The following is a 20,828-nucleotide window of genomic DNA, read 5'->3' as shown; positions in this document are numbered from 1 at the left end:
GGGCATTACGCCCTATTTGTCACCCTCTGCATTCTCAAGCGCGTATTTATACAGCGCATTCTTCTTCACGCCGTGAATTTCGGCGGCTAAAGCAGCGGCTTTTTTCAACGGCAGCTCTTTTTGCAGCAGTGCTAATGTGCGCAGCGCATCGGCTGGTAATGCATCTTCATCGGCTTTATGGCCTTCGACGATCAGCACCATTTCACCGCGGCGTCGCATATCATCTTCCAATACCCAGTCGAGTAGCTCGCCGACTGGCGCACCGTGGATATTTTCCCACGTTTTGGTCAGCTCACGCGCTAACACCACGTAGCGGTCGCGCCCCATGACTTCAACCATATCTTTCAGGCTATCAATCAAGCGATGCGTTGATTCATAAAAAATCAGCGTGCGAGGCTCTTCTAATAAAGCCTGAAGCGTGTCTTTACGCGATTTTGTTTTGGCAGGCAGAAAGCCTTCATAGCAGAAGCGGTCGGACGCAATGCCAGACGCGCACAACGCGGTAATTGCGGCACAGGCGCCCGGCAGCGGAACCACGCGAATACCCACTTCACGACAGCGACGAACCAAGTGATAGCCCGGATCGTTAATCAGCGGCGTGCCCGCATCAGAAACCAACGCAATACTCTGACCTTCTTGAAGTTTTGCAATAAGCTGGTCTGCTTTTTGTTGTTCATTATGGTCGTGCAAAGCGAATAGTCGGGCATTAATAGCAAAATGCTGTAGCAGTAGGCCAGTGTGTCGCGTATCTTCTGCTGCTATCAAATCGACCGCTTGCAAAGTATCCAACGCTCGCTGGGTAATATCACCGCGATTCCCGATTGGCGTAGGAACGACATACAGCGTTGCAGCAGAAATTACAGCTTGATCGTCTTGATTCATTGTTTCATCCGGTTTACCGATTTAATATTGAGCATCTTTGAAAAAACTGCACTGGATACAGTATGCTTTCCTCACTCATTGTCCGCACCAAGTCCGGACGCATTATCCCCGTAGTTCTCGCCGCTATGTTAATGGCTGCGTGCTCGGGACAAGCTCCACAGACGCCTGCGGCAAATATTCAGGCTGAAGCATCGGCCTCATCCGAATACTATCTGCAACAAATGCAGCAGAGCAGCGATGATAACAAGGCTGACTGGCAATTACTCGCCATTCGTTCCCTGATCCGCGAAGGAAAGCTCCCACAAGCGGCGGAATTGCTGGGCAAACTACCGCAAGAGCTAACTGATGTCCAACGTCAGGAACAGCAGTTGGTTAGCGCTGAGCTCAGCATCGCGCAAAAAAACATGCCTAACGCTTCGGCGATTTTAGCCAAATTAAACGTCGACTCGCTGTCTAACAGCCAGAAAGCCCGCTACTACCAAGCGGTTATCGACGCCAGCCAAGGCAAAGCCTCATTGCCGGTTATTCGCGCCTATATCGCTCAAGAGCCGTTGCTCAATGACAAACTGCGTCTGCAAAATATCAATGGTACTTGGGCTGCATTAACTCAGCTAACGCAGGCAGACCTGAATAGTCTGGTGATTAACGCCGACGAAAATATTCTGCAAGGCTGGCTGGATTTGCTGCGTCTGTATCAAGACAACAAGCAAGATCCAAGCCTGCTGAAAGCCGCGATCAAAGATTGGCAAACTCGCTATCCAAACAATCCGGCCTCCAAAGTACTGCCAACCGCGCTGGATAACGTGCTGAATTTTAAACAGGCATCAACCTCAAGCGTAGCTCTGCTGTTGCCACTAAACGGTCAGGCACAGGTTTTCGCTAACGCGATCCAAGCAGGTTTTAACGCCGCTAAAAATGGCGTTATCACCCAAAGCGCGCCAAGCCAGCCACAGCCAGCGGCAGCCCCAGACGATGCCAACGCCGCCCAGCCAACCAGCACCGATCCTAACGCTAACGGCGCCGTCAGCACCAGTGGAGCCGCGCCCGTAGCGGAAGCGACGCCAGCAGCACAAACCGACGCTGACGGCATGCCTGTTGCCCCTATCGTGCCGCCGTCTGCCAGCAATGCGCAGATTAAAGTGTATGACACCAGCTCTCAGCCTCTACCCGCCCTGCTCGCTCAGGCGAAGCAAGACGGTGCGACGTTGGTTGTTGGTCCACTGCTGAAAGAAAACGTGGATCAGTTATCCGCTGGCAGCACGCCATTAAACGTACTGGCGCTGAATCAGCCAGAACAGGTGCAAAACAATCCCAATATCTGCTACTTCGCACTGTCTCCTGAAAATGAAGCACGCGATGCGGCTAAACATATTTGGGAGCAAGGCAAACGTACTCCGCTCATTTTGACCCCACGTGGCTCATTAGGCGATCGCGTAGCGAAAGCCTTTGCTCAGGAATGGCAGCAACTGGGTGGTTCAACCGTGTTACAACAGGGCTTCGGCTCAACGGGTGAACTGCGTCAGTCAATTAACGGCGGCACAGGTATTCGCATGACAGGGCAACCCGTTATGGTAGCCTCAGCCTCACAGCCTCAATCCGTGACCATCGCTGGTTTAACTATCCCTGCGCCTCCGGCTGATGCTGGCGCGGTTTCCACCTCCAGCGGTAAAGTCGATGCGGTATACATCATTGCCACGCCTGCGGAACTGACGCTGATTAAGCCGATGATCGATCTGGCTAACGGTTCGCATAGCGGATTAGGCCTGTACGCGAGCTCACGCAGCTACCAAGCGGGCTCTGGCCCTGATTTCCGTTTAGAAATGGACGGATTGCAGTTCAGCGATATTCCGTTGCTGGCGGGAAGCAACCCTGCGTTGTTGCAACAAGCCGCATCTCAGTTCAAAAATGACTACTCTCTGGTTCGCCTGTATGCCATGGGTGCCGATGCTTGGGTGCTGGCAAATCACTTCTCGCAGATGCGCCAAATTGGTGGTTTCCAATTGAATGGCTCCACCGGTGTTCTCAGTGCGGACAGCAACTGCGTCATCAACAGGAAGTTGCCATGGCTCCAGTACCGTGCAGGAAGCATAGTGCCGATGCAGTAAGTAGGAAAAAAGTAGACCGACGCCAAATTGGTGCACAGTATGAAATGATTGCGCGCCAATACCTTGAACGTGCCGGACTTCATTTTTACGCCGCTAACGTCACGCTACGTGGCGGCGAGTTAGATCTTATTATGCGCGATGGCGAAACGTGGGTTTTCGTTGAAGTTCGCTATCGTCGCACCTCTCTTTATGGCGACGCGGCTGCGTCAGTCAGTTACACCAAACAACGCCGGTTGTTGCACAGTGCAGCAATCTGGTTGGCGGAACGCGGTGGCAGCTTCGACACCACGGATTGTCGCTTTGATGTTTTGGCAATCACCGGTAGCCAGTTACAATGGTTGCCAAACGCATTTGCAGCGGCCGAATAATTTCGCCCGTCGCGCCTTGAACCAATGGACAATTTTACCGTGCTGGAAAGAATCAAAGGCTGTTTTACAGAAAGTATTCAAACTCAGATTGCTGCGGCTGAAGCCTTGCCTGACGCTATTTCGCGTGCAGCAATGACGCTGGTACAGTCATTACTGAACGGCAATAAAATTCTCTGCTGCGGTAACGGCACCTCTGCCGCAAACGCCCAGCATTTTGCCGCCAGCATGATCAACCGTTATGAAACTGAACGCCCAAGTTTGCCGGCGATTGCACTAAATGCCGATAACGTGGTCTTAACTGCCATAGGCAACGATCGGCTGCATGATGAAATGTATGCCAAACAGGTTCGCGCACTCGGCCATGCAGGTGATGTGCTACTGGCAATTTCAACGCGCGGGAATAGCCGCGATATCGTGAAAGCCGTGGAAGCCGCGGTAACTCGCGATATGACGATTGTTGCGCTGACAGGCTATGACGGCGGTGAGCTGGCCGGTTTACTTGGCCAGCAGGATGTGGAAATCCGCATTCCTTCACACCGTAGCGCACGCATACAAGAAATGCATATGCTTACGGTTAACTGCCTTTGTGACTTAATTGATAATACGTTGTTCCCCCATCAGGATGATTGAAGGAGTCTCGATGACTAAGCGTTCCCCGTTCACCCGCTGTTTTCCTATCGCATTCGTTGTCGTGAGTGCGCTATTGCTTCAGGGATGTATCGCCGCTGCCGTTGTTGGCAGTGCTGCCGTGGCCACGAAAACCGCCACCGATCCCCGCAGCGTAGGGACACAGGTTGATGATGGTACGCTCGAAGCTCGCGTATCGAATGCGCTAGGCAAAGATGCACAGCTGAAGAAAGAAGCGCGTATTGTTGCTACCGCCTATCAAGGCACCGTTCTCTTAACCGGTCAGGCACCAACGGCAGATCTCGGCGCTCGCGCTAAACAGATAGCCATGGGCGTTGACGGTACAACATCGGTCTACAACGAAATTCGTACCGGCAAACCGGTAAGCTTAGGCACCGCCTCAAGCGATACATGGATCACGACGAAGGTTCGCTCTCAGCTGTTAACCAGCGATGCGGTTAAATCCTCTAACGTCAAAGTGACGACGGAAAATGGTGAAGTGTTCCTGCTAGGTTTAGTCACGCAGGAAGAAGGCCAGGCCGCGGCGAAAATCGCCAGTCAGGTTAGCGGCGTTAAACATGTGACCACGGCATTTACCGTTTTGAAGTAACGTCCAAAAGGCCATAATAAAAAACCCCGTTGATACGGGGTTTTTTATTTGTCGGCTCGGGTAACGCAATCCTAATACAGCTTATTCTGTTTCAGATAACCTTCACCACCAAGCTGTCTCATCTGGCGTAAAATCCACTGCTGCCGACGTAAAACATAGCCGGAAGGTGCTTTAGCACTAAACCGATGCGGGTTAGGTAATACGGCAGCTAAAAGAGCGGCTTCAGATGCGGTAAGACGACTGGCCGGTTTATGGAAATAGCGTCTGGCGGCTTCTTCAACGCCAAAAACGCCGGGGCCAAACTCCACGATATTCAAATAAACGGTTAATATGCGGCGTTTAGTCCATACCACTTCCGTGCCCAGCGTCAGTCCAGCCTCTAATCCTTTACGTACCCAACTACGGCCATCCCATAAAAACAGATTCTTAGACGTTTGCTGGGAAATCGTTGATGCGCCGCGCACCGGCTTATCCCCTTTATCGCCGCCGTCGATCACAGATTCAATCGCGCCAAGATCAAAACCCCAATGTTGAGGAAACTTTTGATCTTCAGCCGCAATCACGGCTAACGCCATATACGGAGAAATTTCATCCATCGGCACCCAGTCTTGGTGGGCTACGTAGCCGAAATCACCGCTAAGCCAAGCGCCCAGCTGGCGCTCAACCATCACCGCTGAAAATGGAACCGGCAAAAAAGCAAAGATAACAATCCCCGCAACCCATACACCAATCACGGCGAGAACCGCTCTGACCGCCCAAAAGCGCAGTCGTTTCAGCAAGCTATTTCCCTGCCCGCGCCGCTTCTTCATTCAGTCAGTTCCAGCACCCGCGCAACCAGTTTATCAATCCCTGCTGCCGCTTCGCTGATGGAGTTTGCGAGCATGTAGGCAGGTGTAGTGACAACGTTCTGTTCCAAATCAACCACGATGTCATCCACCGGGCAAACAACGTGTTCGCCGCCCATCTTATCAATGGCCTCAGCGGTATCAGGATCGTTGCCAATCGTTAACCGTGTATGCACGCCTAACAATTTAGGCAACATCGCTGGCGCAATACACATAAAGCCCAGCGGTTTACCCGCCTGATGCAGCTGCTGAACCAATCGTTGCAGATCGGCATCAACGGAGCATTCAGCCCCCTGCACGGCAAACGTACTCAAGTTTTTCGCCGCACCAAAGCCACCGGGAACGATCAGCGCATCAAGTTCTTCGGCGTTAGCTTGGGACAGCGGTTTAATATCACCTCGTGCGATACGTGCAGATTCCACTAACACATTGCGACTTTCGTGGCTCTCATCACCGGTCAGATGATTAATCACGTGCATTTGAGGTTTATCTGGAGCAAAAAAGTGAACCTGCGCGCCTGCGCGATCCAAGGCCAGCAGAGTTAAAACCGACTCATGAATTTCAGCACCATCAAAAACACCACAGCCACTCAAAACTACACCGACTTTTTTCATTTCTTTCTCCAAAAATGGTAGCTCAGCATACTTACTCGACACTTAACAAAGCTAAAGGTATGCATGCTAAGCATTAGAAATATTTAACAGTTTGCTTTTTCTCAATGCAAAGGAACATTTTTACTGGAATTTTCCTAGTAACTATCTAGAGTTAAGTCAATCCTTAAAACGTTTGTATTAGGAAACACTAGGCTGCATCACACATTTTAATGAATCAACTAACACGCAGTAAAACATGTTGGTATGTTGGTTCGGCTTCGCGTGAAACTCATAAGTTATGTTTACGCAATTGCTTCAATGCAATACCTTTAGAAAAACTTAAGCGTAGACACCCTGTTTCCCTGGTGTTGGCGCAGTCGTTGCGCACCCCAGCCTAGGCTGGGGTCATTTTTTCTATTTCTTGGTCGCTTTATCCGCCCAATCTCTCAACACTTTCACATCATGACGCCATTCATGTTTGAGCTCATCAACCCACTCCTGAACGTTGTCCCACCATGCAGGCAATGATGACGTTTGGATCTGCTGAGCAACCTGTTGTAAATGACGTAAACCCACCGACCCGGCCGCGCCTTTGATCTTGTGACCTTCCTCGGTAATGCCTTTCTCATCGCGAGCGGTCATATTGGACTCAAGAACCGCCAAATAGCCTGGCATCATTTTTTCAAACATCTCAACGCTTTGATAGATGAGTTGCGGTCCGACTAAATCAATGTACTGTTGCAGCATGTCAGTATCTAAAAGGTCTTCGGTATTGTGGGCCACTTTTTTACTCTCCACCTTTTTCTCCTTAGCCTTCGGCGCCTCATCCCAGAACTTCTTGATCATGGCGGTTAGAGCCGGAACCGACAGCGGCTTGCTCAATACATCATCCATACCAGCATCAAGATATTCTTTCTTGTCTTTCAGCACGTTAGCAGTTAACGCCACCAGCGGTGGCAAATCATCATAGTGCTCACATAAATTGCGAGCGATATCCAACCCCGTCATATCTGGCAACTGAATATCAAGCAGCACCAGATCGTATTCACCCGGCGTAAACATATCTAACGCCTGTTGTCCCGTCATCGCAACGTCAACGCTATTGCCTAATTTTTCCAGCACGGAACGCGCCACGATAACGTTTAATTCAATGTCTTCCACTAGCAGCACGTGCAGCGCTGGAAGCGGTAACTCAGCATCTTCCGGCTGTGGCGATAGCGCTTCCTCCACCACCGGTGCATCAATCGAGAGCGTGAAGCATGAGCCTTCGCCCGGTGTGCTGCGCACCACGATATCGCCGCCCATGTTTTGCGCTAAACGCTTGGAAACCGCAAGACCAATACCGGTGCCCGTTGCGGGCTTACCACCATTCTGATCTTTCACCTGATAATACATGGCAAAGATTTTATCTTGCTCATCCTGCGGAATACCGATGCCGCTGTCCTTCACTTCAAAGAACAATTTCCCATCGTTTTCACGCCATACCTTCACGTTTACGCCGCCTTTCTGGGTAAACTTGACCGCGTTACCGATCAGATTCCACAGGATTTGGCGCAGCCGCGTACCGTCTGCCAAAATTTTATGCGGTAAATTCGGCTGTGGCTCTAAGGTGAAGTCCAGTTTTTTCGGCTGCACCAGCAGCCCAGAGAGGTTCTCTAAGTCAGTCAGGAAGCCGGTGAAATCTATCGGTTGGTTATCAAGCTGAACCTTACGTCGTTCCAGCTTATCCATTTCGATAATGTCGTTGAAAATATTGCCGAGGGTAATGGCGCTCACATGAATAGTTTTAAGGTAGTTAAGCTGCTCTTGATTCAGCTCGGTGTCGAGCAAAATGCGGCTCAGGCCGACGATACCGTTCAGCGGGGTGCGTAACTCATGGCTGATGGTGGAGATAAAGGTGGTTTTGTCGCGGCTGGCGTTTTCCAGCGCATCCTGATAACGCTTACGCTCGGTGATATCACGCCCAAAGCCCATTAAGCCATGGCGCTTACCGACGCGATCATAGAACGGCACTTTGCGCAGCTCGAAGCAGGCCTTACGCCCATCGGGATAAACGAGCCACTGTTCATAGGTCAGAGAGACGTTATGGCGGAAAACTTTCTCATCGGTTTCAATCACTTTCTTGGCGATATCTTCATCGTAAACATCACCCGGCTGTAAGCCAATCAGCTGTTTCTCACTCTTGCCCGTCAACAGTTCCATGGCGCGGTTACAGCCAGAGAACTCTTCATTTTCATTACGGTAGTAAACCAGATCGGGCGAAGCATCAAGGAAAGAGCGTAGCAGCGCCGACTGCTGTTCCAACTCGATTTGTGCTTGTTCACGCTGATCGATTTCGTGCTGCAAAGTATCAAGCACCTGCAAACGCGCTTCTTCAGCTTTCACACGCTCGGCGATTTCTTGGTTCAGTTGAACGATATTATTTTTTAACTGCTGATTAAGCTCAAGATCGCGATAACGCATCTCTTCCAGCTTATTCACTAATTTAGACAGGCGTTGGCGTGACTCTTCCAACTGCTCCACGACAACGGAAAGAAAATAAACGGCCCATGGCGTGATCAGTAAACCAAAGAATACCGAGCGGACAACGTCGATACTCTCAACTTCCCCGCGTAAAAGCATAGTCACAGCCATCTGCACCACGATAGCTAATATAACCAGCACCGAAGCCAACAGGATGGAAAAGCGCACCAGCCCCAGTTTTACCATTAAATCGACGTAGTACTGGGCTAATACCCGAATTTGCTTCATATGCAACTCCCTTGGATTACGGTCTTTTAAATCATACCGTAAAACGATTGTTAAGGGAGATTTCTGAGATTGAAATGGGATATCAAAAAGTTAAGTTCTACTTTGCCAAAGCGGTGTAAGGTTTCGCACGCTTAAAAGCCACAATTTTTGCATCAGTACAGTGCAAGCGTACGAGCAAGGCGGCTCAATCGCCGCCGCCTTGCATCCCGGCTTGGCACCGTTTTTCAGCCTGCTTCGCAGGTTCCCTCATATCGTCATTCCGGCTTTAACGGAACGAACGGCAATCGCCATCCTGGCTCCTCCGTTCTTTCGCCGACGTCCCTGTCGGCGAATCCTAGCCTTCATTCCTCTCTTCGGCTGAAAAACAACGTGCCAGAAAAGGTAAAAATCAAATTCAAAAGATTTTATTTGTTTAAGTATTGGGAGAAAGAGCAACGCTAACAGGATGTTAGCGTGAGGGGAGGAGGCGCCAAGGATGGCGCATGCCGACCCGGCGCGAAGATGCCATCTCGGATAAAAGCGCGCGAGTGCAGAGACCACGCGCTGGTGGTCTCTGCCCGTACGCCTACACAGCACTGATATTGAAACTCGGTATGAACAGGCGGGCGGAATATTACACAGTAGCCCTAAAGACGCTCACGCTATAAACCTGAACCCTGCCCCCCAAACTCCAGCATATAGCGATTTAACTCCACCATTCCCGTCCAGCGATTTTCGCACCATAACGGGGCTAGCAACGTTGGGCGGCGAGCGCTGGCGGAAATACGGTGATAGACGATATCCATCGGCGTATGGCGGATCATTTCGCCCGCAATATTCACATACTCTTCCAGCGGGAGTTCGCGCAAGCGCCCTGCCTGCCAAGCCTTCGCCATGGTGCTGCCAGTAACGATATGCAGCGGATGCAGCTTAATTCCGTCCACACCGGTTTCAACTACGCGATCCAGCGTCTGCATACATTCATCTTTCGCTTCGCCGGGCAAACCAACAATCAGATGGCTACACACTTTCAAACCACGCTCACGCGCTGCACGCGTGGTTTTTTGATAACAGGCAAAATCATGCCCGCGATTGATGCGTTTCAGGGTTTTATCCTGTGCGCTCTGCAAACCAAGCTCGAGCCACACCTCATAGCCTTTATCGCGGTACTCACTCAGCAAATCCAGCACGCTATCCGGCACACAGTCTGGGCGAGTACCCACGCAGATTCCGACCATATCTGCCTGCTGCAATGCCTCTTCATACATGTTCTTCAGCGTGCAGACTTCTGCATAAGTACTCGTATAGGCCTGAAAATATGCCAAGTAACGATTTGCCCGATTCACCTTACGCGCCTGCGCAGCAAGCTGTTCAGCAATACTCTGGCGCTGCATTTGTTCATCGGCAAAAGAAGCAACGTTGCAAAAAGTACAGCCGCCGCGCCCTAAAGTGCCGTCACGATTCGGACAATTAAAACCGCCATGAAGGGTAAGTTTATGAATTTTTTCACCATAGCGGCGCTGAAGATCGGCACCGAACATATTCACGAGTTGCTGCAACTGCATAATCTAGGAGGTCGCCTGTACACATCACGAAAAAACTGAGGGCGCAGATCCTACCGCATACCGCGATAGCCTGCGCTGATAGAGATCAATCCCCTCCCTATCATCATTAAGAATAAAAAATCACTATTAATGATAATAAATTCAATCCATCGGTAATGAAGAATTCTTATTATTTTCAAGCTGCTGACACAATGATGTTGCTGAGATGAAAAATAGTGATAACCAACGCGAAAACTTAATTTTACAATATAATTCACTATTAAAGTGAATTGCTCTAGCACGGTGCATAAATAATAGCCTTGCACTACAGTGAGTCAGCTCACATTTTGCTAGGCCTAGCTTGACTTCCATAAACAGCGAAAACACCTTATTTTCATTTTAAAATCATACTATTGAATGAAAATAACATCTCCTAAAGTGTGAGCATCCCCACATTTGACCTACGTACTCTTTCTAGATAAGTTGAAAGACCGCTGGAAGCTAAATGTTTTTTTAACGATTTTTTCTAGACGGGCTAACGTCTCGTCATTTTTATGCAGTCATTTACGACTCCCTCGAAACACGCTGTTGAGTGCTTGCGGGCTTATCCCAAGTGAACAATAGCCGAGGCGGATGCGCGTGCCGAATGGTTATGCACTATCCCACTCGCAGTAAAGATGGTTAGTAATGCAGAGCCTGGGGAGGTTCACTGATATGTTGTACGATGCATCCCTTGAAAAGGACAACTGTGGTTTCGGTCTGATCGCCCATATAGAAGGTGAGCCAAGCCACAAAGTCGTCCGTACCGCGATCCATGCGCTCGCACGCATGCAACACCGTGGCGCGATTTTGGCAGATGGCAAAACCGGTGACGGATGCGGTCTGCTGCTGCAAAAACCCGATCGCTTCTTCCGCATGGTGGCCGAAGAACGTGGCTGGCGTTTAGCCAAAAACTATGCCGTGGGCATGATCTTTCTCAGCCAAGACGAAAGCGAAGCCCTTGCCAGCCGCCGGATTGTTGAAGAAGAACTCCAAAATGAAACGCTGTCGGTTATCGGCTGGCGCGAAGTTCCTATCAACGAGGATGTGTTAGGCGAAATCGCCCTTTCCTCCATGCCTCGCATCGAACAGATATTTGTTAACGCGCCTGCGGGCTGGCGTCCACGCGATATGGAACGCCGTCTGTTTGTGGCTCGTCGCCGCATTGAAAAACGTATTGAAGATAAAGATTTCTACGTTTGCAGCCTGTCTAATCTGGTGACGATTTATAAAGGTCTGTGCATGCCCGCCGACCTGCCGCGCTTCTACCTCGATTTGGCTGACCTGCGTTTGGAATCGGCGATTTGCCTGTTCCACCAGCGTTTCTCCACCAATACCGTTCCGCGCTGGCCACTGGCCCAACCGTTCCGCTATCTGGCTCACAACGGTGAAATCAACACCATCACAGGTAACCGCCAATGGGCGCGCGCCAGAACCTATAAATTTAAAACTCCGCTGATCCCAGACCTTCAGGACGCCGCGCCTTTCGTTAATGAAACCGGCTCGGACTCCAGCTCGCTGGATAACATGCTCGAACTGCTGCTCAGCGGTGGGATGGATATCGTGCGCTCCATGCGCCTGCTGGTTCCACCGGCATAGCAGAACAACCCCGATATGGATGCCGATCTGCGCGCCTTCTTTGACTTCAACTCCATGCACATGGAGCCGTGGGATGGCCCTGCCGGTATCGTGATGTCCGACGGACGCTTTGCCGCCTGTAACCTCGATCGTAACGGCCTGCGCCCTGCTCGCTATGTCATCACCAAAGATAAGCTCATCACCTGCGCGTCTGAAGTGGGGATCTGGGATTATCAGCCGGACGAAGTGCTGGAAAAAGGCCGCGTTGGCCCCGGCGAGCTGATGGTCATCGACACCCGTAGCGGACGCATTCTGCATTCAGCCGAAACCGACGATGATTTAAAAAGCCGCCATCCATACAAAGAGTGGATGGAGCGCAACGTTAAGCGCCTCGTGCCGTTTGAAGATCTGCCTGACGATCAAGTCGGCAAACGTGAACTGAGCGACGATGAACTGCTGACGTTCCAGAAGCAGTTTGGCTATAGCAGCGAAGAATTAGATCAGATCCTGCGCGTGCTGGGCGAAAACGGACAAGAGGCCACCGGCTCGATGGGCGATGATACCCCGTTTGCCGTGCTCTCTAGTCGCCCGCGCATCATTTATGACTATTTCCGTCAGCAGTTTGCGCAGGTGACCAACCCGCCAATCGATCCGCTGCGCGAAGCCCATGTGATGTCGCTGTCCACCAGCATTGGCCGCGAAATGAACGTGTTCAGCGAAGCGGAAGGACAGGCACATCGCTTGAACTTCAAATCGCCGATCCTGCTGTACTCTGACTTTACTCAGCTCACCACGCAGGACAGCGAACATTATCGTGCGGATACGCTTGATCTCACGTTCGATCCGCAGCAAACCGATTTGCAGCAGGCTATTCATGCACTCTGCGAAGAGGCCGAGCAAAAAGTTCGCCACGGTGCCGTACTGTTGGTGTTATCAGATAGAAACATCAGTGCAGAACGCTTGCCGGTACCCGCGCCAATGGCGGTGGGCTCTATCCAACAGCGTTTGGTCGAAAAAAATCTGCGCTGCGACGCCAACATCATTGTTGAAACCGCCAGCGCACGAGACCCGCACCACTTTGCCGTTCTATTAGGCTTTGGTGCCACGGCTATCTATCCTTACTTAGCCTATGAAACGTTGGCTAAGCTGGCAGACTCCCACGCTATCGACAAAAAATACCGTGACGTGATGCTGAACTACCGCAACGGCATCAATAAAGGCTTGTACAAGATCATGTCAAAAATGGGGATCTCCACGATCGCCTCTTATCGCTGCTCTAAGCTGTTTGAAGCCGTGGGCTTACATCGTGACGTTAGCAACCTGTGCTTCCCAGGCGTGGTTAGCCGTATCGGTGGCGCTGGATTCGGTGATTTCCAGCAGGATCTGCAAAACCTGTCTAAACGTGCTTGGCTGAAACGCAAACCGTTGGATCAGGGCGGGCTGCTGAAATTCGTGCACGACGGCGAATACCACATGTACAACCCTGATGTGGTGAACACGTTGCAAGCTGCGGTACAAAGCGGTGAGTACAGCGACTACCAACAGTATGCCAAGTTGGTCAACGAACGTCCGGTATCCACGCTGCGCGATCTGCTGAAAATCACGCCGCAAGGCGATGCGGTTCCCGTCGAAAGCGTTGAACCTGCCAATGAACTGTTTAAACGTTTTGATACCGCAGCCATGTCTATTGGCGCACTGAGCCCAGAAGCCCATGAAGCACTGGCTGAAGCCATGAATGGCTTAGGCGGTTTTTCTAACTCCGGCGAAGGCGGCGAAGATCCTGCGCGTTACAAAACCAATAAAGTTTCCCGCATCAAACAGGTGGCTTCAGGCCGTTTTGGCGTCACCCCGGCTTATTTGGTCAACGCCGACGTGATTCAGATCAAAGTCGCTCAGGGTGCAAAACCGGGCGAAGGTGGCCAGTTGCCGGGCGACAAAGTGACGCCATACATCGCCAAACTGCGCTATTCGGTTCCCGGCGTGACGCTGATTTCACCACCGCCGCATCATGATATTTACTCTATCGAAGATTTGGCCCAGCTGATTTTCGACTTAAAGCAGGTGAATCCAAAGGCGCTGATTTCCGTCAAACTGGTGTCTGAACCGGGCGTTGGCACTATCGCGACCGGCGTTGCCAAAGCCTATGCCGATCTCATCACCATCGCAGGCTACGACGGCGGTACCGGCGCAAGTCCATTGTCGTCAGTGAAATATGCTGGCTGCCCGTGGGAGCTGGGACTGGTTGAAACTCAACAGGCGTTAGTGGCCAACGGTCTGCGTCATAAAATTCGTTTGCAGGTCGACGGCGGGCTAAAAACCGGCGTCGATATTATCAAGGCCGCAATTTTAGGGGCAGAAAGCTTCGGTTTTGGTACAGGGCCGATGGTGGCGCTGGGCTGCAAATACCTGCGTATTTGCCATCTCAACAACTGTGCAACCGGCGTGGCAACTCAGGATGAAAAACTACGTCGCAACCACTTCCATGGTTTGCCAGAGCGCGTTGCGAACTACTTCCAGTTCATCGCCCGCGAGACTCGCGAGCTGATGGCTGAGCTGGGTGTTACTCGTTTAGTCGATCTGATTGGCCGTACCGATCTGCTGCTGGAGCTCGACGGTTTCACCGCTAAGCAAAACAAGCTGGATCTGTCCGCGCTGCTGAAAACGGCAGAGCCTAAACAGGGTAAAGCGGTGTACTGCACCGAAAGCAATCCATCGTTTGATAAAGGCTTGCTCAACAAAGAGCTGCTGGCGCAGGTACAGGCCAATATCGAAGCAAAACAAAGCAAAACCGTTTTCTTTGATATCCGCAATACCGACCGCTCCGTTGGCGCATCGCTGTCTGGAGCCATTGCTGAACAACATGGCGATCAGGGTCTGGCAAGCGATCCGATCAAAGCGCAGTTCACCGGCACCGCAGGTCAAAGCTTCGGTGTGTGGAACGCCGGTGGCGTAGAGCTAACGCTAACGGGCGACGCCAATGACTACGTAGGTAAAGGCATGGCGGGCGGCAAGATTGTGGTTCGCCCTCCGGTGGGTTCCGCCTTCCGTAGCCATGAAGCCAGCATTATTGGCAACACCTGCCTGTATGGTGCAACCGGCGGCAAGCTGTTTGCAGCAGGCCGCGCCGGTGAGCGTTTTGCGGTGCGAAACTCCGGTGCTATTACCGTGGTTGAAGGTATCGGCGATAACGGCTGCGAATATATGACCGGCGGGATCGTCTGCGTCATGGGTCGCACCGGTATCAACTTCGGCGCAGGCATGACTGGTGGATTCGCTTACGTGCTGGATGAAGACGGTGAATTCCGCAAACGCGTTAACCCAGAACTGGTTGAAGTACTGAGTATGGAACAGCTGGCAATCCACGAAGAGCATCTGCGCGGGTTAATCACCGAGCATGTGCAACTGACCGGCTCAAGCCGTGGCGAAGAGATCTTGGCACATTGGCCTGAATGGGCACCAAAGTTTGCTTTGATCAAACCAAAATCCAGCGATGTAAAAGCACTGTTAGGTCACCGTAGTCGTTCCGCAGCCGAGCTGCGGGTACAGGCGCAGTAAGGGCGGAGAAGAATATGAGCCAGAACGTTTATCAATTTATTGACCTACAGCGCGTAGATCCGCCAAAGAAACCGCTCAAGATCCGTAAGATCGAGTTCGTTGAAATTTACGAACCCTTTTCTGAAACACAGGCGAAATCGCAGGCCGATCGTTGCCTGTCATGCGGCAACCCGTACTGTGAGTGGAAGTGTCCGGTCCATAACTACATTCCAAACTGGCTGAAGCTGGCGAATGAAGGGCGGATTATGGAAGCCGCCGATCTGGCGCACCAAACCAACAGCCTGCCTGAGGTGTGTGGCCGCGTTTGTCCGCAAGATCGTTTGTGCGAAGGTTCATGCACCTTAAACGACGAGTTTGGCGCAGTGACCATCGGCAACATTGAGCGTTATATCAATGACAAAGCCTTAGCGATGGGCTGGAAGCCCGACATGTCACACGTGCAGCCAACCGGCAAGCGCGTTGCCGTGATTGGTGCCGGTCCTGCGGGGCTGGCCTGTGCCGATGTCCTCGCCCGTAACGGCGTTCAGGCGGTGGTGTTCGATCGTCATCCAGAAATCGGCGGCCTACTTACCTTTGGTATTCCGGCCTTCAAACTGGAAAAAGAAGTGATGACCAAACGCCGTGAAATCTTCAGCGGCATGGGTATCGAGTTCCGCTTGAACACGGAAGTGGGTAAAGACGTGCAGATTAGCGACTTACTCAATGAATACGATGCCGTTTTCCTGGGCGTGGGTACCTATCAATCGATGCGTGGCGGTCTGGAGAACGAAGACGCCAGCGGCGTATTCGATGCGCTACCGTTCCTGATTGCGAATACCAAGCAGCTGATGGGTTACGCGGCCACGGAAGAAGAACCTTACGTTAGCATGGAAGGCAAGCGCGTAGTCGTGCTCGGTGGCGGCGATACGGCGATGGACTGCGTGCGCACGTCTATTCGCCAAGGTGCAACGCAGGTTTCCTGCGCATACCGCCGTGATGAAGAAAACATGCCGGGCTCGAAGCGCGAAGTAAAAAATGCGCGAGAAGAAGGCGTGGAGTTCATGTTCAATCTGCAACCGCTCAGCGTTGAGCTTAACAGCGCTGGCCGCGTTTGCGGGGTGAAAATGGTACGTACTGAACTGGGTGCTCCTGATGCCGCGGGTCGTCGTAGCGCACAACCTATCGCGGGTTCTGAGCACATTCTGGATGCCGATGCCGTGGTAATGGCATTTGGTTTCCGTCCTCACGCCATGAGCTGGCTGGCTGAACATGATGTAGTTCTGGATAAACAGGGGCGTATCGTGGCACCAGAAGGCAGCAATAATGCCTTCCAGACCAGCAACCCGAAAATCTTCGCCGGTGGCGATGCGGTTCGTGGTTCAGACTTAGTGGTAACCGCCATTGCGGAAGGCCGTAAAGCGGCTGAAGGGATCATGAGCTATTTAGAAGTGTAGAACGTCATCAGCGCAAAATTCCCCATAACCCAACGGAGCTTCGGCTCCGTTTTTTATTCTGTCTGTCCTCTGCTTTATGACGCTGTTCACGTTTTAGTCACCTTTTACTTGAAGCGGCATAGCTCCATCTCATATTGTATTTTGGAGTTTAACTTCAATAAAATTTTCAGGATGGAGCAGAATGTCACTCTTAACCGATTTAGAACAATGCGTGCGCGATCAGGGCGGATTGATTGTTTCTTGCCAGCCAGTGCCCAACAGTCCAATGGATCGCCCAGAGATCGTAGCGGCCATGGCACAAGCCGCCGTATCCGCGGGCGCGGTTGCCATACGCATTGAAGGAATTGAAAATCTGAAAGCCGTGCGCCCGCATATTGCAGTACCGATCATCGGGATCGTTAAGCGCGATCTCATCGACTCACCGGTACGCATTACTCCTTTTCTCGAAGACGTCGATGCACTAGCGGAGGCCGGAGCCGATATCATCGCCTTTGATGCCACTTTCCGTTCACGCCCGGTGGATGTCGACGCGCTCATTGCACGCATCCACCAGCATGGTTTATTGGCGATGGCAGACAGCTCAACCGTAGAGGAAGGGCTCAACTGCCAGCAAAAAGGCGTTGAGTTTATTGGCACCACGCTATCTGGTTATACCGGCCCGGTCATACCGGAGGAACCGGATTTGACGATGGTGTCAGAACTCAGCCATGCAGGCTGTCGAGTGATCGCCGAAGGTCGTTACAACTCCCCTGCTCTTGCCGCTAAAGCCGTTGAGCACGGCGCGTGGGCCGTTACCGTAGGTTCAGCGATTACGCGTATTGAGCATATATGCCAATGGTTTAGTCACGCCGTTAAACGCTAGACGGAGCGCACGATGAACATACTCGCCATTGATATTGGTGGAACCAAACTGGCCGCGGCGCTGATTGATGCAAACCGCCAGATATCGCAGCGTCTTGAAATCGCGACGCCAGCCAGCTCATCACTACAGGCTTTGGAAGAAGCCTTAGCGCAGCTGGTTGCGCCTTATCAAGGTAAAGCGCAGTGCGTTGCCGTGGCCTCAACCGGCATTATTGATCAAGGCATACTGACCGCGCTCAACCCCGACAATCTCGGTGGACTCAATCAGTTTCCATTGCAGCAAACCCTACAGCGATTAACTGCACTTCCCTGTGTGGTATTAAACGATGCGCAGGCCGCCGCATGGGCTGAATATCACTATCTGGCAGACCGATTTAAGCACATCACGTTTATTACGGTTTCCACCGGCGTCGGCGGCGGCGTGATTATCAACGGCCAGCTCCTAACCGGACCTCATGCATTTGCCGGACACATCGGTCACACGCAGGCCGATCCTAACGGCCCTCGCTGCGGCTGTGGTCGCACAGGCTGCGTAGAGTCGATTGCTTCAGGCCGAGCGATTGCCGCCGCGGCTCAAAATGAATTACAGGGAAAAGATGCGCGCCAGATTTTTAGCGCAGCACAAAACGGCAGCCACCAAGCCCAGCAGCTTATTGCCCATTCAGCTCAGGCTATTTGCCAGTTGATCGCCAATCTTAAAGCTATTTTAGATACGGAATGCGTGGTTTTAGGAGGGAGCGTTGGTTTGGCGCAGGGTTATCGTCAGCAGGTCGAGAACGGCCTTGCCTTATTGCCACCGCCGTTTCATATCCCCGTGTTGTCTGCCCACTACAAACATGATGCAGGCCTGATTGGCGCCGCGTTATTTGCTGCCGAACAGAACCAGAATAAACATTAAAAGGATGGCTTTATGATTTTGGGAAAAATAACCGATATTGACCAACAGGCCGATCTCCCTGCCGCGCTACGTGCGATCGTCAAACAAGCATTAGCCTTAGCGCCAGAAACGCTAGAACCTGGGCGCTATGAAATCGACGGCAATGATATCTTTATCAATGTGATGGCCTTTGAAACCGCCGATGCGCAAAGCAAGCGTTATGAACAGCACCGCGACTATGCCGATATTCAAATCCTGCTTAGCGGCAATGAGCGTATCGATTTTGGTCCTGCCAACTCTGGGCTAGAGCTCGATACTTATCATGAAGACGATGACTATCAGCTGTGCAGCAAGGTAGAACCGCGACAAACGCTCCACATGCAAGCGGGCATGTTTGCGGTGTTTCTCCCCGGTGAACCGCATAAGCCGGGATGCATCACAAACCAATCACAGACGATTAAAAAAGCGGTGATCAAAGTGCGGCAGCGCTGTCTCACCCGCTAAGATTTCCAAATCATAATAACAATGCATTAAGACGACTGTTTCTCTTTGACCGCGTGATGTGTATATACCCCCTATATGTACATCGCGCTTTTTTTACCCCCCTAGTCTTGCTACGCTCTAACACATCAACTCTCCGCAGCCACGATCGCCTTAAGCAGGTGAAAACAGGGAAATTATGCAGCCTCAAGCCCCTCGCCTTAAACCGGGGAAAATCCTCGACACCTTAGGTGCGATGCAAAACAGCCTGACTCGTATTGCCCAACGCATTGCGCAGTACATTCTTCGTGCCCCTCAGCGCGTTACGCAGCTTTCCATTGCCGAGCTTTCCCGAGAAACACAGGCGGGCGAAGCCTCCGTGATCCGTTTATGCCGCACGCTGGGCTATAAAGGCTTTCAAGATTTCAAAATGGATTTGGCTATCGAGTTGGCCACCGCAGAACCTGAAGCCAATGCGCCGTTGCTCGATGCTGAAATTGGAGATATCGACGATGCGCACACCATTGGCTTAAAACTCCAAAATACGATCAACAACGTGTTGTCTGAAACGCTCAATTTGTTAGATATGCATCAGGTCGGTCAGGTGGTTGAGGCGCTGAGAAACAGCCAGTCGGTATATATTTTTGGCGTGGGTTCCTCGGGCATCACCGCAGAAGACATGAAACATAAGCTAATGCGCATTGGGCTGCGTGTTGATGCCGTGACCAATAATCATTTTATGTATATGCAGGCTACGCTGCTCAACGCTGGCGATGTTGCGATAGCCATCAGCCACTCGGGAAGTTCGCCAGAAACGGTGCATGCGCTCACGTTAGCGAAACAGGCCGGAGCAACCACCGTTGCGCTAACGCATAATTTAGGCTCTCCATTGAGCGAGGTAGCAGATTTCAGCCTCATCAACGGTAATCGACAAGGTACGTTGCAGGGAGACTCTATTGGCACCAAAACAGCGCAGTTATTCGTCTTAGATTTGCTGTATACCTTGTTGGTTCAGAGCGCGCCAGAGCAGGCGAGAGAGACGAAACTGCGCACCATGAGAGCCTTGGATATAACAAAATAATCCTTCCGTAGCGCCACAGTTTTACCCGGTTTCAGATACAAAAAAGCCAGTCAAATGACTGGCTTTTCACTGACTTAACAACCTAGCTTCACGCTGTTATTTAACGTTGTGATTTAGCATTGCTATTTAACAACGCGCAATGAAGGTCGTCCGCGAGGCGGCGGCGTTGGTTCATCGCCATCGTCATCAGACTCAACGGGAACGTCTGGCAAATTGCCATCAATAACCGTCATGCTTGGCTCGCTTGTCGTTTCATCGTCTTCTACCGACATCAACGGCATTTCGTTTTCGTAAGCAGGTTCAGGCTCAAACATCGTACCAGCCCCATTTTCACGCGAGTAGATCGCCATGACTGCGGAGATAGGCACATAGACATTACGAGGAACGCCACCAAAACGCGCATTGAAGCGAACGGCATCATCGCCCAGCTCAAGATTACCAACGGCACGCGGCGCAATGTTCAATACTATTTGACCATCGCGAGCAAACTCCATCGGCACCATCACGCCATGGCGGTTAACATCAACCACCAAGTGCGGCGTAAGCTGGTTATCAAGCAACCACTCATAGAAGGCACGCAGCAAGAATGGGCGGCGTGGCGACATTTGAGACAATTCCAT

At 51.7% G+C, this 20,828-nt stretch carries 14 protein-coding genes and 2 pseudogenes; 10 read left to right on the top strand and 6 right to left on the bottom strand.

The features are described from left to right. Window positions 1–12 precede the first annotated feature (12 nt). Window positions 13–882, bottom strand: a complete 870-nt coding sequence (gene rsmI, locus DSM2777_RS06635) for a 16S rRNA (cytidine(1402)-2'-O)-methyltransferase (RefSeq protein ID WP_040046162.1) — start codon at window positions 880–882, stop codon at window positions 13–15. 62 nt (window positions 883–944) lie between these two features. On the opposite strand from rsmI, the gene DSM2777_RS06630 reads away from it, so the two are divergent. From DSM2777_RS06630 to dolP, 4 genes are read left to right on the top strand one after another with little or no spacing between them, the layout of a single operon-like run. Continuing rightward, window positions 945–2,987 (top strand): penicillin-binding protein activator, encoded by a 2,043-nt coding sequence (locus DSM2777_RS06630; RefSeq protein ID WP_061553491.1) that lies wholly within the window; start codon window positions 945–947, stop codon window positions 2,985–2,987. Then, window positions 2,945–3,355 carry a YraN family protein gene (locus DSM2777_RS06625; protein WP_046459261.1) on the top strand — a complete coding sequence of 137 codons (411 nt, stop codon included), beginning with the start codon at window positions 2,945–2,947 and terminating at the stop codon, window positions 3,353–3,355. Before DSM2777_RS06630 ends, DSM2777_RS06625 begins: the two co-directional genes overlap by 43 nt. Before the next feature lie 39 nt (window positions 3,356–3,394). Next, a complete protein-coding gene (diaA, locus tag DSM2777_RS06620; RefSeq protein WP_025801152.1) occupies window positions 3,395–3,985 on the top strand; it encodes a DnaA initiator-associating protein DiaA in 591 nt (196 codons plus the stop codon). A 10-nt stretch (window positions 3,986–3,995) separates the two neighbouring features. After that, complete coding sequence (gene dolP, locus DSM2777_RS06615) at window positions 3,996–4,592, top strand: division/outer membrane stress-associated lipid-binding lipoprotein (RefSeq protein WP_025801151.1); 597 nt, start codon at window positions 3,996–3,998, stop codon at window positions 4,590–4,592. A gap of 71 nt (window positions 4,593–4,663) precedes the next feature. Here dolP and mtgA read toward each other — a convergent pair whose 3' ends face one another. From mtgA to mnmL, 4 genes and pseudogenes are all read right to left on the bottom strand, one after another. After that, a complete protein-coding gene (mtgA, locus tag DSM2777_RS06610; RefSeq protein WP_061553490.1) occupies window positions 4,664–5,401 on the bottom strand; it encodes a monofunctional biosynthetic peptidoglycan transglycosylase in 738 nt (245 codons plus the stop codon). Further along, complete coding sequence (elbB, locus tag DSM2777_RS06605; RefSeq protein WP_061553489.1) at window positions 5,398–6,051, bottom strand: isoprenoid biosynthesis glyoxalase ElbB; 654 nt, start codon at window positions 6,049–6,051, stop codon at window positions 5,398–5,400. Before elbB ends, mtgA begins: the two co-directional genes overlap by 4 nt. A 308-nt stretch (window positions 6,052–6,359) precedes the next feature. Then, a pseudogene (gene arcB / locus DSM2777_RS06600) lies at window positions 6,360–8,781 on the bottom strand (aerobic respiration two-component sensor histidine kinase ArcB). A 641-nt stretch (window positions 8,782–9,422) separates the two neighbouring features. After that, on the bottom strand, window positions 9,423–10,325 hold the full coding sequence (gene mnmL / locus DSM2777_RS06595; RefSeq protein ID WP_025801147.1) for a tRNA modification radical SAM protein MnmL/YtqA: 903 nt from the start codon (window positions 10,323–10,325) through the stop codon (window positions 9,423–9,425). 693 nt (window positions 10,326–11,018) lie between these two features. Between mnmL and gltB the strand changes: the two are divergent. The 6 genes and pseudogenes from gltB to DSM2777_RS06565 all read left to right on the top strand — a co-directional run bounded on the left by gltB (window position 11,019) and on the right by DSM2777_RS06565 (window position 20,208). Next, a pseudogene (gltB, locus tag DSM2777_RS06590) lies at window positions 11,019–15,476 on the top strand (glutamate synthase large subunit). Between the two features lie 14 nt (window positions 15,477–15,490). Next, window positions 15,491–16,909 (top strand): glutamate synthase small subunit, encoded by a 1,419-nt coding sequence (locus tag DSM2777_RS06585; protein WP_061553488.1) that lies wholly within the window; start codon window positions 15,491–15,493, stop codon window positions 16,907–16,909. Window positions 16,910–17,090: 181 nt separating this feature from the next. Further along, entirely contained in the window at window positions 17,091–17,771 is a 681-nt protein-coding gene (locus DSM2777_RS06580; RefSeq protein WP_061553487.1) for an N-acetylmannosamine-6-phosphate 2-epimerase, read from the top strand. Between the two features lie 12 nt (window positions 17,772–17,783). Further along, window positions 17,784–18,668 carry an N-acetylmannosamine kinase gene (gene nanK, locus DSM2777_RS06575; protein WP_061553486.1) on the top strand — a complete coding sequence of 295 codons (885 nt, stop codon included), beginning with the start codon at window positions 17,784–17,786 and terminating at the stop codon, window positions 18,666–18,668. A 12-nt stretch (window positions 18,669–18,680) separates the two neighbouring features. Continuing rightward, the gene (gene nanQ / locus DSM2777_RS06570; RefSeq protein WP_046459244.1) at window positions 18,681–19,151 is read left to right on the top strand and encodes an N-acetylneuraminate anomerase; all 471 of its coding nucleotides are present in this window, start codon (window positions 18,681–18,683) and stop codon (window positions 19,149–19,151) included. Window positions 19,152–19,326: 175 nt separating this feature from the next. Beyond that, on the top strand, window positions 19,327–20,208 hold the full coding sequence (locus tag DSM2777_RS06565; RefSeq protein WP_061553485.1) for a MurR/RpiR family transcriptional regulator: 882 nt from the start codon (window positions 19,327–19,329) through the stop codon (window positions 20,206–20,208). Window positions 20,209–20,330: 122 nt separating this feature from the next. Here DSM2777_RS06565 and sspB read toward each other — a convergent pair whose 3' ends face one another. Continuing rightward, on the bottom strand, window positions 20,331–20,828 hold the full coding sequence (gene sspB, locus DSM2777_RS06560) for a ClpXP protease specificity-enhancing factor (protein WP_040047157.1): 498 nt from the start codon (window positions 20,826–20,828) through the stop codon (window positions 20,331–20,333).

Source organism: Obesumbacterium proteus, from assembly GCF_001586165.1.
GTDB lineage: Bacteria > Pseudomonadota > Gammaproteobacteria > Enterobacterales > Enterobacteriaceae > Hafnia > Hafnia protea.
Note: the sequence above shows the minus strand (reverse complement) of the source record. Positions and strands in the feature narration are given on the sequence as shown.